The sequence below is a fragment of the Streptomyces liliiviolaceus genome (assembly GCF_018070025.1).
GTDB classification, from domain to species: domain Bacteria; phylum Actinomycetota; class Actinomycetes; order Streptomycetales; family Streptomycetaceae; genus Streptomyces; species Streptomyces liliiviolaceus.
In genome coordinates, this window is the sequence record NZ_JAGPYQ010000001.1 from 631,909 (window position 1) to 647,718 (window position 15,810).

The following is a 15,810-nucleotide window of genomic DNA, read 5'->3' on the forward strand; positions in this document are numbered from 1 at the left end:
CGCCCCTGTCGAGTGTTGGAGCCGTCTTGGCCGTTCCTTGTCGGAGGGCCCCCGATACGCGGTCGGGGCTTTGCCTTCGACGGCGGTCCTTTACGAGCGCATGGGCCGGTGCGCTCCCCTGTGAAATCGTGCGCTCCCCTGAGGGCCCGCGCGCTCCCTCAACGGGGCCGGTCGCGCGCGCTTCCAGCAGGTCACGGGCCCGTACGGCAGATCGTCCGGGGGGTCGCGCGACGGACCGCTCGGAGCCGGTTCGGAGCCGACTCCGAGCCGGTTCGGGGCCGGTTCAAAGGCGGCCCGAAGGCAGCGCGGAGATCGCTCGGAGACCGCCCAGAAGACCGCTCAGAAGACCGCTCGGGAGACCGCTCCGAGGGCCGTTCAAGGGGCCGTTCCGGGTGGTCTGGGGGCCGCTCAGGGAGCCGCGCGCTCCGCGTTCTTCGCCGCGACGACCGCGTCGAAGACCTCCCGCTTGGGCACGCCCGCGTCCGCGGCGACGGCGGCGATCGCCTCCTTGCGGCGCTCCCCCGCCTCCTCGCGCACCCGCACCCTGCGCACCAGCTCGTCGGGGCCGAGCACCTCGGTCTTCTCCGGGGCGCCCTCGACGACGACGGTGATCTCGCCGCGTACGCCCTCCGCGGCCCAGACGGCGAGGTCCCCGAGCGGGCCCCGCTTGACCTCCTCGTACGTCTTGGTCAGCTCGCGGCAGACGGCGGCACGCCGCTCGGCCCCGAACACCTCGGCCATCGCGGCGAGCGTGTCGTCGAGCCGGTGCGGGGCCTCGAAGAAGACGAGTGTGCGCCGCTCGTCCTCGACCTCGTGCAGCCGCGAGAGCCGTTCGCCGGCCTTGCGCGGCAGGAATCCCTCGAAGCAGAACCGGTCGACGGGCAGCCCGGACAGCGCGAGCGCGGTGAGCACGGCGGACGGGCCGGGCACGGCCGTGACCTTGATGTCCTTCTCGACGGCGGCGGCGACGAGCCGGTAGCCGGGGTCGGACACGGACGGCATCCCGGCGTCGGTCACGAGCAGCACGCGCGCGCCGCCGACCAGTGCCTCGACCAGTTCGGGCGTGCGCGCGGACTCGTTGCCCTCGAAGTAGGACACGACCCGTCCGGTCGGCTGGACGTCGAGGCCCTGGGTCAGCCGACGCAGCCGCCGGGTGTCCTCGGCGGCGATGACGTCGGCCCCCGCCAGCTCCGCCGCGAGGCGGGGCGGTGCGTCCGCGATGTCCCCGATGGGCGTGCCTGCGAGTACGAGGGTTCCTGCCGCGGTTGCACCGGTTCCTGTCACGGTTCCATCCTCGCAGGGGCGGCCCGCGGGACTCACACAGACCTGTTCCCTACGATGGCGCGGTGACAAGTACCGCGTCCTCCACGGACACCCGGCAGGGACAGGGCGTCGAAGAGCAGCGGCCGTCGTGGCAGCAGCGGCTGCGCAGGTTCGGCTACACGGCCGGATCCAGAGACGACGTCCGCGACCGCCTCGTGCCCGCGTACACCGAGCCCGGCCCACGTCTGTGGGCGTCGATCGGGCTCCGCCAGGAGGCCGCCGAACGCATCGTCCGCTGGTCGGCGTGGGGCGGTCCGCTGCTCATCACGCTGCTGGCGGGCCTGACGCGGTTCTGGAACCTGGGCAGCCCGAAGGCGGTGATATTCGACGAGACGTACTACGCCAAGGACGCCTGGGCGCTCATCCACCGCGGATTCGAGGTCAACTGGGCCAAGGACGCCAACGACCTGGTCCTGCAGCACGGCGACAGCGTCCGGATCCCGACGGACGCCGCCTACGTCGTGCACCCGCCGGTCGGCAAGTACGTCATCGGGCTCGGCGAGTGGATGTTCGGGTTCACGCCGTTCGGCTGGCGGTTCATGACGGCCCTGCTCGGCACGCTGTCCGTGCTGATGCTGTGCCGGATCGGCCGCCGGCTGTTCCGCTCGACGTTCCTCGGGTGCCTGGCGGGCGCGCTGATGGCAGTGGACGGCCTGCACTTCGTGATGAGCCGCACCGCGCTGCTCGACCAGGTGCTGATGTTCTTCGTCCTGGCCGCCTTCGGCTGCCTGGTCGTCGACCGCGACAGGACCCGCGAACGCCTGGCCGCCGCGCTTCCACCGGACGCCGACGGGGTCGTACGCCCGGACTCCCACATCGCCACGACCACCCGCCTGGGCCTGCGCCCCTGGCGCCTGCTGGCGGGCCTGATGCTCGGCCTCGCCATCGGCACCAAGTGGAACGGCCTCTACATCCTCGTCGCGTTCGGCCTGATGACGGTCCTGTGGGATGTCGGCTCCCGCCGGGTGGCGGGCGCCCGCCGCCCGTACGTGGCGGTCCTCAAGCACGACGTGGGCTGGGCGTTCCTCTCCACGGTCCCGGTGGCGATCGCCACCTACCTCGTCTCCTGGACGGGCTGGTTCCTGTCCGCCACCGACGGCAAGGGCGGCTACTACCGCAACTGGGCCACGGCCGACGGCCGCACCAGCGACTGGTCCTGGCTGTTCCCCGACTGGTGGCGCAGCCTGTGGCACTACGAGACGCAGGTGTACGACTTCCATGTCGGCCTGCACTCCCCGCACACGTACCAGTCGAACCCGTGGAGCTGGATCGTCACGGGCCGCCCGGTCTCGTACTTCTACGAGTCGCCGCTGCCCGGCAAGGACGGCTGCCCGACGGACGCGGGCGAGAAGTGCGCCCGCGAGGTCCTGGCCCTCGGCACCCCGCTCCTGTGGTGGGCGGCGGCCTTCGCGATCCTGTACGTCCTGTGGCGCTGGATCTTCCGCCGCGACTGGCGGGCGGGCGCGATCGCCTGCGGCATCGCGGCGGGCTACCTCCCGTGGTTCCTCTACCAGGAACGCACGATCTTCTTCTTCTACGCGGTCGTCTTCCTCCCCTTCCTGTGCCTGGCGGTGGCGATGATGATCGGCGCGATGCTGGGCCCACCGGGCGCCACGGAACGCCGCCGGGTGATCGGCGCGGCGGCATCAGGCGTCCTGGTCCTCCTGATCGCCTGGAACTTCATCTACTTCTGGCCGATCTACACGGGCCAGGCGATCCCGATCGACAACTGGCGGGCCCGGATGTGGCTGGACACCTGGGTCTAGCCCGCCCGTCGCCCCGTCCGCCACCTCGTCCATTACCCCCGGAGTAATCGACCGCTCTCCCCGCCCCCGGCAGGATCAGGCACATCGGCGGCAGCCACCGCCGAGATCCGGTCGCCGTAGCGAGGAGAGCGTCATGTCCGTCAGGTCCAGCGCAACAACCGACGTCACCGGCGAAGCCACCCGTGCCGTCGTGCAGGAGTTCCTCGCCGCCCGGCTGGCCGGGGACACCGGGCGGCTCGTCGGGATCTTCGCCGAGCAAGTCGACTGGATGCTCGCCGAGAATCCCGGGGTGCCGTGGATCCGGCCGCGGTCCACCGGCGCCGAGTGTGCCGCCCAGTTCGTGGAGTTGACCCAGTACACCGTGCCCGAGGACGCGCGTGCCAGCGTCGACGTCTTCCTCGTCGACGGCGCCGACGCGGTGCTGACGGGGCGGGTGTCGGGGACCGTACGGGCGACGGGGAAGTCCTTCGAGGGGCCGTTCGCGCTGCGCCTCACCGTCGAGGGCGGGCGGATCGTCCGGCACCACCTCTACGAGGACGGTCTCGCGATCGCCGAGGCGTGCGCCGCCTGACGGACGGGGCCCGTGCCGTCCGGCGGCCGGGCCCGCGCGCCTAACGATCGGGGAACAGCACCCCCATCCGTCACTCTCCCCGCATACAGTGCGACGCAGGGACACCGTTCTGAACGCGTTCAGAACAGTGCACGGGGAGGATCGGGGAGGGGACGCGGGATGCGGAGCGGGGTCAAGGCCGGCATCGTCGGCGGGGTGTTCGCCGTGATGGTGGGGGGCGCCGGGTACGGCGCGTACAACATCGTGACCACCGTCAGCGGGGACGGGGGGTCCGCCTCCGCTGCCGAGAGGACCGGGCCGCCCTCCGGCGACGAGGTGCGGGAGACCTCCGAGAAGTTCTTCACCGCCTGGGAGCAGGGGGACGCCCCCACCGCCGCGGACCTGACCAACAACGCCCTGGCCGCCAAGGAGCTGCTCGTCGCCTACGGCGGCCAGGCGCACATCGGGAAGGTGAAGATCACGCCCGGTACGGCGACGGGCGCGACCGTGCCGTTCGAGGTGTCGGCCACCGTCTCGTACGAGGGCCGGAGCAAGCCGCTGGCCTACAAGAGCGAGCTGGCCGTCGTGCGGGGGAAGACCTCGGGCCGGGCGCTGGTCGACTGGCAGCCGTCCGTGCTGCACCCGGACCTCAAGAAGGGCGACACGCTGATCACCGGCGAGGCGGCGAGCCCGCCCATCGAGGCGGTGGACCGCGACGACGTCGTCCTGACCAAGGAGAAGTACCCGTCCCTCGGGCCCGTGCTCGACACCCTGCGCGAGCGGTACGGCGACAAGGCGGGCGGCACCCCCGGGGTCGAGCTCGCGATCCAGCACGAGAGCGAGAGCGCGGGGGACAGCACGCTGGTGACGCTCGCCAAGGGCAGGGCCGGCAAGCTGCGTACGACGATCAGCGCGGGCGCGCAGGCCGCCGCGGAGAAGGCCGTCACGCGGTACGCGGAGTCGTCGGTGGTCGCCGTGAAGCCGAGCACCGGCGAGGTGCTGGCGGTCGCGAACCACCGCGAGGACGCCTTCAACGCGGCCTTCCAGGGCAAGGTCGCACCCGGCTCCACCATGAAGATCGTCACCGCGGCGATGCTCATCGACAACGGCGTGACCGCGATGAACAGCCCGGCGCCCTGTCCGCCGACCGCGACCTGGCAGAGCCAGACCTTCAAGAACCTCACGGGCATGGAGCCCAATGAGAAGGCCACGCTCGCGAACAGTTTCATGCGCTCGTGCAACACGGCCTTCGTGAAGCTCGTCGACGGCTCCGACGCGCGGCCGCTCACGGACGAGTCGCTCACCACCGAGGCGCAGGAGCGGTTCGGTCTGGGCAAGGACTGGAAGACGGGCATCGTCTCCTTCGACGGGAGCGTCCCCGCGTCCGGCGGTCCGAACCGCGCCGCCAACGCCATCGGCCAGGGCGAGGTCCAGATGAACCCGCTGAACATGGCGTCGGTCACCGCGACCGCGATCACGGGCACGTTCCGCCAGCCCTACCTGGTGTCGCCGAAGCTCGACGACCGCGAGATGGCCACCGCCCGCGGTCTGCCGTCCGGCACCTCCCAGCAGCTGAAGCAGATGATGCGGCTCACCGCGACCAGCGGCACCGGCGCGCAGGCCATGTCCGGGCTGAGCGGTGACATCGGTGCGAAGACCGGCTCCGCCGAGGTCGACGGCCAGAAGACGTCCGACAGCTGGTTCACCGGTTTCCGGGGCGACATCGCGGCCGCGGCCATGACGGAGGAGGGCGGTCACGGAGGGGACGCGGCGGGTCCGATTGTCGCAGCTGTGCTACGGACAGGTGGCTGAACTCACCCACACAGGCCGGGACTCTAGGGTGGTGGCTCTCGTTCTAGTGGAGCCGGTGGGGATCAGGGGAGCGTGCGGGGACTCCAGAGCCGGCAGAAACTCGTGGAGAGCCGTTGAGGGCGTCGGGGAAGCAGCTAGGGAACGGAAGCCGTGGGGAACAGAAGGCGCGCACCTGAGCGCAGCAGGACGAAGACGAAGCCCGCCGTCATCGGCGGGATGATCGCCGCTGTCGTGGGCGGTGCGGGGTTCGGCGTCTACGCCCTGTACGGCGGCGGGGCGGTGGCCGACGCGGGCTCGTCCTCCGACGCCAAGTCCGTGAAGAGCGGCCCGCTGTCGGCGGCCGAGGTGAAGTCCACGGCCACCGCCTTCCTCACGGCGTGGCAGAGCGGTGACGTGGAGAAGGCCGCCGCCGCGACGAACGACGCCACGGCGGCGCGCACCCTGCTCACGGGCTACGGCAAGGAGGCGTACATCGAGGATGTGACGCTCACCGCCAAGAAGCGCTCCGGGGACGCCGTGCCGTTCGCCGTCAAGGGCACGGTCGCGTACAAGACCCTGACCAAGCCGCTCGCGTACGAGTCCGAGCTGACCGTCGTGCGGCGTGCCAAGGACGGGAAACCGCTGGTCGACTGGCATGCGGCGGTCGTGCACCCGGAGCTGGAGGACGGCGACAAGCTGGTCACCGGCGAGGCGGGGACGCCTCCCGTCAAGGCCCTGGACCGGGACGGCGGCGAGCTGACCACCGCGAAGTACCCCTCCCTGGGGACGGTCCTGGACGGTCTGCGGGAGAAGTACGGCAAGAAGGCCGGCGGCAAGGCGGGCGTCGAGCTGCGGGTGATCCGCGCCGGCTCCGAGGACGCCGAGGGCAGCGAGGACTCCGGTACGGCGAAGAAGTCGGACGCCTCCGACAAGAACCCCGACAAGACGCTGCTGGAGCTGAGCAAGGGCACGCCGGGCACGGTCCGTACGACGCTCAGCCCGGCCCTGCAGGCGACCGCCGAGCAGCAGGTGGGCGCGAAGGACAAGGCGTCGGCCGTCATGATCAGGCCGTCGACCGGCGAGATCCTGGCCGTCGCGAACTCGGGGCACGGCTTCAACACCGCGTTCCAGGGCTCGCTGGCCCCCGGCTCGACGATGAAGATCGTCACGGCCTCGCTGCTCATCGAGAAGGGGCTCGCGTCGGTGAACAAGGAGCACCCCTGCCCCAAGTACTCGACGTACGGCGGCTGGAAGTTCCAGAACGACGACAAGTTCGAGATCAAGGGCGGCACGTTCAAGGCGAGCTTCGCTCGCTCCTGCAACACGGCCTTCATCAGCCAGGCCAAGAAGCTGAGCGACGACGCTCTGACCAAGCAGGCCCAGCAGGTGTTCGGCCTCGGCATGGACAACTGGGCGATCGGGGTGCCGACCTTCGACGGCTCGGTGCCGGTGCAGTCGCAGGCGCAGAAGGCGGCCTCGCTGATCGGGCAGGGCGGGGTGCGGATGAACCCGCTGAACATGGCGTCGGTCGTCGCCACGGCCAAGACGGGCACGTTCCGCCAGCCCTATCTGGTGTCTCCGACCGTCGACGACCGGACGCTCGCGAAGGGGTCCCGCTCGCTGTCGGCCGACACCCAGGCCCAGCTCAAGGAACTCCTGCAGTACACGGCCGCGGCCGGTACGGCGGCGGAGGCCATGGCCGGGCTCGGCCCGGACTTCGGGGCCAAGACCGGCTCCGCGGAGGTCGACAACCAGAAGAAGCCCAACGGCTGGTTCACGGCCTGGAAGGGCGATCTGGCAGCTGCGGGCGTGGTCCAGCAGGGCGGCCACGGCGGCGAGACGGCAGGTCCCATCGTGGCGGCGCTGCTGAAGGCGGGCAGCTGACCGGGACACTGCGGCAGCCGACCGGCACACGGCGGCTGCCGACCGGCGTACGACCGTTGTCGGCGGGCGTACGGCCGCAGCCGACCGGCGTACGGCCGCCGTCGGCGGGAGCACGGCCCCTCCTGGGCGGCTGAACCGGTCGGGGCGACCGAACCGGTCGGCGCGGCCGGTTCAGTTCGACGACACGGGGGTGGCCGTGTACGTCCGGCGCAGGAAGCGGATCAGCGTCTTCGCCTCGAACTGCACGACCGCCACCCCCTTCGCCGAGTGGAACTCCATGACGGCCTGGACCCGGCCGCAGGGCCAGATGCGTACGTCACCGGCGGCGGCCGGCGACCGCAGCCCCTGTTCGAGCAGGTCGCGGGCGAAGACCCACTCGTGGTGGCCGGGCAGCATGATGTGCACCCGTCGGGGGTCGGCCTCCGGGTCGTATCGAAGGGCCACCGGCACGGCGGGCGGATCCTGCACCTCGTCCGTCACGATGTGGGCGCGCGCGTACTGCTCAACGGCGGACATCGATCGCTCCCTCTTTGAACCGATACTTATCTAATGTCGCATATTTTCCGATATGCACTCCCAGCTGAGTCGTAGTCGTATTCGGGGCCACCTCGCTCTTGCAAGCTGTTCGCATTAAGCCACTATCATCGAACGGTTATCGCCAGTCGGCCTGCCCCCGGAAGCGGAGCCCTGCATGCACGTGCCAGACGGATTCATCAACGCGCCCGTCTCCGTCGCCGCCGGAGCCGTGGCCGCCACGGCGGTCGCGGTGAGCCTGCGCGGCGCCCGCCGTGAACTGGACGAACGTACGGCCCCGCTCGCGGGACTGGTCGCCGCGTTCATCTTCGCCGTGCAGATGCTGAACTTCCCGGTCGCGGCCGGGACCAGCGGACATCTGCTCGGAGGCGCGCTCGCCGCGATACTCGTGGGCCCCTTCACCGGGGTCCTGTGCGTCTCCGTCGTGCTCCTCATGCAGGGCATCCTCTTCGCGGACGGCGGCCTCACCGCGCTGGGCGTGAACATCACGAACATGGCGGTGGTCACCACGGTCGTGGCCTACGCCGTCTTCCGCGGCCTCGTGAAACTCCTGCCCAGGAAGCGTCGGTCCATTACCGTCTCGGCGTTCGTCGCCGCTGTGATCTCCGTCCCTGCCGCCGCTGTGGCCTTCACCCTGATCTACGCGGTCGGGGGCACCACGGACGTCCCGATCGGGCAGGTCTTCACCGCCATGGTCGGCGTCCACGTCCTCATCGGCATCGGTGAGGCCGCGATCACCGCGCTCACGGTCGGCGCCGTCATCGCCGTACGACCGGACCTCGTGTACGGGGCCCGCGGGCTGACCGCGCCCCTGAAGCTGCGGGTCAACGGCGAACTGGTCGACACCCCCGCCGCCGAGCCCGTCCCCGTCGCCGCCCGGTCCCACCGCAGGGTGTGGCTGGCGGGGCTCGCCACCTCCCTCGTTCTCGCCGGGTTCGTCAGCTTCTACGCCTCGGCGAACCCCGACGGGCTGGAGAAGGTCGCCTCCGACAAGGGCATCGACGCCAAGGTCGAGGACCACGCCGCCGCGGACTCCCCGCTCGCCGACTACGGCGTCGAAGGCCTGACGAACAGCCGGATCTCCGGCGGCCTCGCGGGCGTGATCGGCGTGGGCGTCACGGTCGTCGCGGGCACGGGCGTCTTCTGGGCCGTCCGCAGGCGCCGTACGCCCGAGAACCAGAGCGGGCCCTCCCAGGTCGGCGAGTCCGTCTGACATGGGAGCAGGCCACGCGCACCGGCTCTACCGGCACGGACACTCGCCCGTGCACGGTCTGCCGCCGCACACCAAGCTCGCCGCCGTCTTCGCCTTCGTCCTGGTCGTCGTCTCGACCCCGCGCGAGGCGATGTGGGCCTTCGGGCTGTACGCGTTGCTGCTGGCGGGCGTGGCGTACGCGGCCCGCGTCCCCGCCGGCTTCGTACTGAAGCGGCTGCTGATCGAGGTGCCGTTCGTGGCCTTCGCCGTGCTGATGCCGTTCGTGGCGCAGGGCGAGCGGGTCGACGTGCTCGGGCTCTCCCTCAGCGTGAACGGCCTGTGGGGCGCCTGGAACGTCCTCGCCAAGGGCACGCTCGGGGTCGCCGCGTCCGTGCTCCTCGCCTCGACGACCGAGCTGCGCGAGCTCCTCCTGGGGCTCCAGCGCCTGCGGCTGCCACCCCTGCTCGTACAGATCGCGTCCTTCATGATCCGGTACGGGGACGTCATCGCGGACGAGATGCGGCGGATGCGGATCGCGCGGGAGTCGCGGGGCTTCGAGGCCCGTGGCGTCCGCTCCTGGGGCGTGCTCGCCAAGTCCGCGGGCGCCCTGTTCATCCGCTCCTACGAACGCGGGGAACGGGTGCACCTGGCCATGGTCAGCCGTGGCTACACCGGTTCGATGCCGGTCATCGACGAGGTGACCGCGTCGCGCGCGCAGTGGTCGTACGCCTTCGCCCTGCCGTGCGCCGCACTCGTCGTATGTCTGCTGGGATGGACCCTGTGAACTCGCCTCCGCCGCTCCCCTCCCCCGCCCCCTCGCTCGATGTGGCCGGGCTGGCCTTCGCCTACCCCGACGGGCATCAGGCCCTCTTCGGTGTGGACTTCACGGTCGGCCGGGGCGAGCGCGTGGCCCTGCTCGGCCCGAACGGCGCCGGCAAGACGACCCTCGTGCTCCACCTCAACGGCATCCTGACCGGCGGCGCCGGGACGGTGACGGTCGCCGGGCTGCCCGTCGGCAAGAAGCACATGGCGGAGATCCGGCGGAAGGTCGGCATCGTCTTCCAGGACCCGGACGACCAGCTCTTCATGCCGAGCGTGCGCGAGGACGTGGCGTTCGGGCCCGCGTCCGCCGGGCTGAAGGGGGCCGAGCTGGAGGCGCGGGTGCGCACCGCGCTCGAACAGGTCGGCATGGAGGCCTTCGCGGACCGTCCCCCGCACCATCTCTCCTTCGGGCAGCGGCGCCGGGTGGCCGTCGCGACCGTGCTGGCGATGGAGCCGGAGATCCTCGTCCTCGACGAGCCGTCCTCCAACCTCGACCCCGCCTCACGGCGTGAACTCGCGGACATCCTGCGCTCGTTGGACGTGACCGTGCTGATGGTCACGCACGATCTGCCGTACGCGCTCGAACTGTGCCCCCGTGCCCTGATCCTCAGCGACGGCGTGATCGCGGCGGACGGCCGCACCGGTGAACTGCTCTCGGACGAGGAGCTGATGCGGGAGCACCGCCTGGAGCTGCCGTTCGGCTTCGATCCGCGCTCGGTGACAATGGGCGCGTGACGCTGGCGCGGCGAAGGGTACGGACGTGGTGAAGGTGAACGGCTCAGTGGCCGAGGGCTTCGAGCCGGTCGAGGCGGCGTTCGTACGGGACTTCGAGACGCTCGGGGACCGGGGCGCGGCGGTGGCCGTGTACCGCGACGGCCACAAGGTCGTCGACCTGTGGGCGGGCACGAAGGACATCGACGGCGCGGAGCCGTGGGCGCGCGACACCGCGCAGATCGTGCGCTCGGCGACGAAGGGGGTCGCGGCTGCCGCTCTGCTGCTCCTGCACCAGCGGGGTCTGCTGGACCTGGACGCGCCGGTGGGCGAGTACTGGCCCGGGTTCAAGGCGGCGGGCAAGGAGCGGGTGCTGGTCCGGCACGTGCTCTCGCACCGGGCCGGACTGCCGGTCCTGGACCACCCGCTCACCCCCGAGGAGTCGCTGGACCCGCTGCGGGGCGCCGAGGCGGTCGCCCGGCAGGCCCCGGTGTGGGAGCCCGGCACGGACCACGGCTACCACGCGCTGACGTACGGCTGGCTGACCGGCGAGCTGCTGCGGCGCGTCACGGGCGACGGCATCGGCGACTGGATCGCGCGGGAGATCGCGGGCCCGGTGGGCGCGGACCTGTGGGTCGGGCTGCCGGAGCGGGAGGCGGCCCGGGTCGGCAGGGTGGGACGCATAGAGACCCCGGCCGGCGACGGGGGCCTGCGGGCCCGCCCGAAACAGTCGGTGGTTCAGGCCTACGAGGACCCGGACTCCCTCACCCGGCGGGCCTTCGCGGCGATCACCCCGTTCCCGGACCAGAACGACCCGGCGTACCGGGCGGCGGCGCTCCCCGCGACGAACGGCATCGCGACGGCGGACGGGCTGGCCCGCTTCTACGCGTCCCTGATCGGCGAAGTGGACGGCGGAGCCCGGCTGTTCACCCCGGCGACGCTGGCCGCGGCCCGCACGGAGGAGTCGGCGGGCCCGGACCGCGTCCTGGTGATCAACACGAGCTTCGGCCTCGGCTACATGCTGCACGGCTCGGCGTCCCCGTTCCTGTCCCCCGGTTCCTTCGGCCACCCGGGCCGAGGCGGCTCCCTGGGCTTCGCCGACCCCGACTCGGGCACGGCGTTCGCCTACGTGACGAACGGCTTCCGCAAGACGGTCACGGCGGATCCACGGGCGCAGGCGCTTGTACGGGCGGTGCGGGGGGTGTTGGGGGCGTAGAGCCCGCAGACACGAGTCGTGCAGCGCGCACGTGGTGCACACGGGTTCCGTGTACGGCGGGTCGTGTGTCGGCTGCCGGGCCGGTGTGGGCCGGCCGCGCAGTTCCCCTCGCCCCTGAGGGGGCTAACCCGCGTGCAGCATCAGGCCTATGCCCACCACCAGCAGGCCCGCCGCCGCGATGCGTGGTGCGCCGAAGCGTTCCTTGAAGAAGACGGCTCCTATGGCGGCGCCGACGATGATCGACGATTCTCGCAGGGCCGCGACCGGGGCCAGTTCCGCTCGGGTCTGGGCCCAGAGGACCAGGCCGTACGCGGCGACGGACAGGGCGGCGCCGAGGAGGCCCACCGCTGCGAACGGGCGCAGTACGGCGAGGAGTTCGCCGCGCCAGCGGTGGAGGGCGTATGCCGGAACCGCCACGCCCTCCACCGCCATCAGCCAGGCGATGTAGGCGAGGGAGGAGCCCGAGGCGCGTACGCCCAGGCCGTCCACGACCGTGTACGCGGCGATGGTCAGGCCGGTCGCGAGCGCCGCGACGATCGCCGCCCAGTTCGGCCGCTTCCCGCGCAGGCCCCACAGGGCGACCCCGGTCAGTCCCGCGCACGACACGGCGATGCCCGCTGCCGCCCAGCCGTCGGGCACCTCGTGGGCGAAGAGCGCGGCGAGCAGGGTGACCACCAGGGGCGCGGTGCCGCGCGCGATGGGGTAGGCCTGGCCGAAGTCGCCCAGCCGGAAGGAGCGCATGAGGAGGACGTAGTACGCGACGTGGATGACCGCCGAGACGATCAGGTACGGCCAGGCCTCCGCGGCGGGGAACGGGACGAACGGCACCATGGCGAAGCCGATGAGCGCGCCCCCGCCCGCTATCAGCGTGAACCCGACCAGTTTGTCGGTGATGTGGTGGGCCAGCGCGTTCCAGCCGGCGTGGGTGACCGCCGCGGCCAGGACGGCCGCGGTGACCAGCGGGGTCACGCGGACTGCTCGCGGACATCCACCAGGGTGCCGCCGGCGTGGTCGATCAGGGTCCTCGGGGCCATCGGGAACACGGAGTACGGGGTGCCCGCGGCGGCCCACACGATGTCGTGGTCCAGCAGTGAACGGTCCGCCAGGACACGGGTCTTGCTGCGGTGTCCGAAGGGGGGCACGCCACCGATCGAGTACCCCGTCGTCTCGCGTACGAGGTCCGCCCTGGCCCGGGTGACCTTCTCGGCGCCCAGCGCGTGCTGTACGAGGTCGAGGTCCACGCGGGACGAGCCGTCCATGAGGACGAGGACCGGGACGCCGTCCGCGGCGAAGATCAACGACTTGCAGATCTCGCTGAGTTCGCAGCCGAGCGCCGTGGCGGCCTCGGCGGCGGTGCGGGTCGCCTCCGGGAAGCGGCGGATGCGCGGGAGCAGGTCGTCGAGACCCAGCTTCCGCACGGCCTCGGCGAAACGGGGGTTGGCTCCGGACTCTTCTGTGCCGTCAGTGGCGCTCGTCGTCATACACGGCACGCTAGCGGTGCGTGTACGAGGCAGGCGAACGAGTTGTGCGGCACGGACCGCGGACCGGCCGGCAGAGCGGAAGCCGGTGAGGGGCTCCCGTCCCCACGGGCCCCTCACCGGCTGGTCATGCGTGGCCGACCTGTCAGGCGCGGACCAGTTCCCGGTCCTCGTCCGGCGAGGTCGTCGGGCGGTCGGCGTCCAGCGCCTTCAGGCCCTCGCCCTCGACGTCCACGTTCGGCAGGGCCCGGTCCAGCCACTTCGGGAGCCACCAGGCCCGCTTGCCGAGCAGGGCCAGCACCGCCGGGACGATCGCCATGCGGACCACGAACGCGTCGAAGAAGACGGCGATCGCGAGGCCGAAGCCGATCATCTTGATCATCGAGTCGCTCGCGCCGATGAAGCCGCCGAAGACCGCCATCATGATGATCGCCGCCGCGACCACGACGCGGGCGCTGTGCCGGAAGCCGGTCACCACCGCCTGGCTCGGGGACTCCCCGTGCACGAACGCCTCCCGCATACGGGTCACGAGGAACACCTCGTAGTCCATCGCCAGGCCGAAGACCACACCCACCATGAAGATCGGCATCATCGACATGATCGGGCCGGTCTCCTCGACGCCGATCAGTCCGGCCAGCCAGCCCCACTGGAAGACCGCGACCACCGCGCCGAGCGCGGCGAGCACGCTCAGCAGGAAGCCGAGCGCCGCCTTGAGCGGGACCAGGATCGAGCGGAAGACCACGATCAGGAGGAGGAAGGCGAGGCCCACCACCAGGGCGAGGTACGGGACCAGCGCGTCGTTGAGCTTCTGGGAGAAGTCGATGTTCATCGCCGTGGTGCCGGTGACCAGCACCTCCGCGTCCGTGTCCGCCTTGATGTCGGCGCTCTGGGCGCGGATGGCGTGCACCAGGTCCTCGGTCTGCGTCGAGGACGGCTTGGAGTCCGGGATCACCGTGATCGTCGCGGTGTCGCCCGCCTTGTTGGGGGTCGCCGGGGTGACCGTCACGACGTCCTTGAGGCCCTTGATGCCGTCCGTCACGGCGGTGAAGGCGGCCGTCGGGTCGGCGGCTTCCTTGGCGTCGACCACGATCATCAGGGGACCGTTGAAGCCGGGGCCGAAGCCCTCCGACAGCAGGTCGTACGCCCGGCGCTGCGTCGTGGACGTCGGCTGCGAGCCGTCGTCGGGCAGGCCCAGTTCCAGCTGGGTGGCCGGTACGGCGATCACGCCGAGGCCGACGACGCCGAGCAGGAGTACGGCCGCCGGTCGGCGGATGACGAAGCTCGCCCAGCGGGTGCCCATGTTGGGCCTGGCCGGCTTCCCCGAAGTGCCGGTGCCGGTGCCGGTGCCCTCGACCTTGTTCTTGTCCTTGTCCTTGTCCTTGCGCTTCTCGTCCGCCGGGCGGATCTTCCTGCCCGCGTAGCCGAGCATCGCGGGGATCATGGTCAGCGCGATGAGGACGGCGACCACGACCGTGCCCGCCGCGGCGAGGCCCATCTTGGTGAGCATCGGGACGTTGACGACCGCGAGGCCCGCCAGGGCGATGACCACCGTGAGGCCGGCGAAGACGACCGCCGAGCCGGCGGTGCCGGTGGCGCGGCCCGCCGCCTCCTCGCGGTCGCGGCCCTCGGCCAGTTCAGCCCGGTAGCGGGAGACGATGAACAGCGCGTAGTCGATACCGACCGCGAGGCCGATCATCAGCGCGAGCGTCGAGGTGGTGTCGCCGAGGTCGAGCGCGTTGGCGAGCGCAGTGATGGTGGAGACGCCGATGCCGACGCCGATGATCGCCGTCAGCAGCGGCAGTCCGGCCGCGACCAGCGAACCCAGGGTGACGACGAGGACGACCGCGGCGAGGGCGAGGCCGATGATCTCGCCGGTCGCGCCCATCTCCGCCCCGGCCTCCAGCGCGTCGCCGCCGACGTCGACCGTCAGGCCCGTGTCCCGGGCCGACTCCCCGGCCGCCTCAAGGGCGTCCCTGGTCGAGTCCGCGAGTTCCATGCCGGGGGCGTCGTACCGCACGGAGGTGTAGGCGACCGTGCCGTCCTTGCTCACGGCGTTCGTCGTGTACGGGTCGGTGACGGAGACGACCTCGGAGCCGTCGCCCAGTGCCTTGACCGTCTTCGCGACGGTCGCCTTGTTGTCGGCGTCCGTCATCTTCTGGCCCTCGGGCGCCTTGAAGACGATGCGCCCGGTCGCTCCGTCGGCGCTGGCGCCGGGGAAACGCTGTTCCAGCAGGTCGAAGGCCTTCTGCGCCTCGGTGCCGGGGATGGAGAAGGAGGTCGTGCCCGCGGCGGGCGCGGAGGCCGCTCCGACGCCCGCGAGCGTCAGCAGCGCCACCCATATCAGGACGACGAAGTGCCGTCGCCTGAAGGCGAGGCGGCCGAGTTTGTAGAGGAACGTTGCCACGGGGGCGTACTCCCGATCAGGTCGGTGATGCAGGTCGGTGATGCGGCTCGGTGATGCCCCGGTGGCGCGGAGGGCGATGGCTGGCATCGGCGCCGGCATCAGGGCAGGGATCATCGGCCCGACGACGTGAGCGGTCGCG

Annotated in this window: 13 protein-coding genes; 8 read left to right on the forward strand and 5 right to left on the reverse strand. The window is 71.4% G+C overall.

The features are described 5' to 3' along the window. Positions 1-408 precede the first annotated feature (408 nt). Positions 409-1,284 (reverse strand): 16S rRNA (cytidine(1402)-2'-O)-methyltransferase, encoded by an 876-nt coding sequence (gene rsmI, locus J8N05_RS02700; RefSeq protein ID WP_210880877.1) that lies wholly within the window; start codon positions 1,282-1,284, stop codon positions 409-411. 62 nt (positions 1,285-1,346) lie between these two features. Here rsmI and J8N05_RS02705 point away from each other — a divergent pair, with 62 nt between their 5' ends. The 4 genes from J8N05_RS02705 (at position 1,347) to J8N05_RS02720 (ending at position 7,314) form a co-directional block, all read left to right on the forward strand. After that, positions 1,347-3,089 (forward strand): dolichyl-phosphate-mannose--protein mannosyltransferase, encoded by a 1,743-nt coding sequence (locus J8N05_RS02705; protein ID WP_210880878.1) that lies wholly within the window; start codon positions 1,347-1,349, stop codon positions 3,087-3,089. A gap of 133 nt (positions 3,090-3,222) precedes the next feature. Beyond that, positions 3,223-3,660, forward strand: coding sequence for a nuclear transport factor 2 family protein (locus tag J8N05_RS02710; protein WP_210880879.1), 438 nt, complete (start codon positions 3,223-3,225; stop codon positions 3,658-3,660). Positions 3,661-3,819: 159 nt separating this feature from the next. Beyond that, complete coding sequence (locus J8N05_RS02715) at positions 3,820-5,451, forward strand: penicillin-binding transpeptidase domain-containing protein (RefSeq protein ID WP_210880880.1); 1,632 nt, start codon at positions 3,820-3,822, stop codon at positions 5,449-5,451. 150 nt (positions 5,452-5,601) lie between these two features. Beyond that, a complete protein-coding gene (locus J8N05_RS02720; protein ID WP_210880881.1) occupies positions 5,602-7,314 on the forward strand; it encodes a penicillin-binding transpeptidase domain-containing protein in 1,713 nt (570 codons plus the stop codon). Positions 7,315-7,485: 171 nt separating this feature from the next. Here the strand turns inward: J8N05_RS02720 and J8N05_RS02725 are convergent, their stop codons facing one another. After that, complete coding sequence (locus J8N05_RS02725; protein WP_210880882.1) at positions 7,486-7,830, reverse strand: SsgA family sporulation/cell division regulator; 345 nt, start codon at positions 7,828-7,830, stop codon at positions 7,486-7,488. Positions 7,831-8,005: 175 nt separating this feature from the next. Here J8N05_RS02725 and J8N05_RS02730 point away from each other — a divergent pair, with 175 nt between their 5' ends. Genes J8N05_RS02730 through J8N05_RS02745 form a run of 4 tightly spaced genes read left to right on the forward strand, consistent with a single transcriptional unit; the run spans position 8,006 to position 11,789 of the window. Further along, complete coding sequence (locus J8N05_RS02730; protein WP_210880883.1) at positions 8,006-9,061, forward strand: energy-coupling factor ABC transporter permease; 1,056 nt, start codon at positions 8,006-8,008, stop codon at positions 9,059-9,061. 1 nt (position 9,062) lies between these two features. Next, positions 9,063-9,824 (forward strand): cobalt ECF transporter T component CbiQ, encoded by a 762-nt coding sequence (cbiQ, locus tag J8N05_RS02735; RefSeq protein ID WP_210880884.1) that lies wholly within the window; start codon positions 9,063-9,065, stop codon positions 9,822-9,824. Then, positions 9,812-10,597 (forward strand): energy-coupling factor ABC transporter ATP-binding protein, encoded by a 786-nt coding sequence (locus J8N05_RS02740; RefSeq protein WP_210880885.1) that lies wholly within the window; start codon positions 9,812-9,814, stop codon positions 10,595-10,597. The genes cbiQ and J8N05_RS02740 overlap by 13 nt, the downstream gene beginning before the upstream one ends. A 28-nt stretch (positions 10,598-10,625) precedes the next feature. Continuing rightward, positions 10,626-11,789: a serine hydrolase domain-containing protein gene (locus J8N05_RS02745; protein WP_210889978.1), complete on the forward strand. Its 1,164-nt coding sequence runs from the start codon at positions 10,626-10,628 to the stop codon at positions 11,787-11,789. Between the two features lie 123 nt (positions 11,790-11,912). Here J8N05_RS02745 and J8N05_RS02750 read toward each other — a convergent pair whose 3' ends face one another. The 3 genes from J8N05_RS02750 to J8N05_RS02760 all read right to left on the reverse strand — a co-directional run bounded on the left by J8N05_RS02750 (position 11,913) and on the right by J8N05_RS02760 (position 15,671). Then, positions 11,913-12,758, reverse strand: coding sequence for an EamA family transporter (locus J8N05_RS02750; RefSeq protein WP_210880886.1), 846 nt, complete (start codon positions 12,756-12,758; stop codon positions 11,913-11,915). Continuing rightward, positions 12,755-13,270: a YbaK/EbsC family protein gene (locus J8N05_RS02755; RefSeq protein WP_210880887.1), complete on the reverse strand. Its 516-nt coding sequence runs from the start codon at positions 13,268-13,270 to the stop codon at positions 12,755-12,757. The genes J8N05_RS02750 and J8N05_RS02755 overlap by 4 nt, the downstream gene beginning before the upstream one ends. A gap of 142 nt (positions 13,271-13,412) precedes the next feature. Next, complete coding sequence (locus J8N05_RS02760) at positions 13,413-15,671, reverse strand: MMPL family transporter (RefSeq protein WP_210880888.1); 2,259 nt, start codon at positions 15,669-15,671, stop codon at positions 13,413-13,415. Positions 15,672-15,810: the final 139 nt, after the last annotated feature.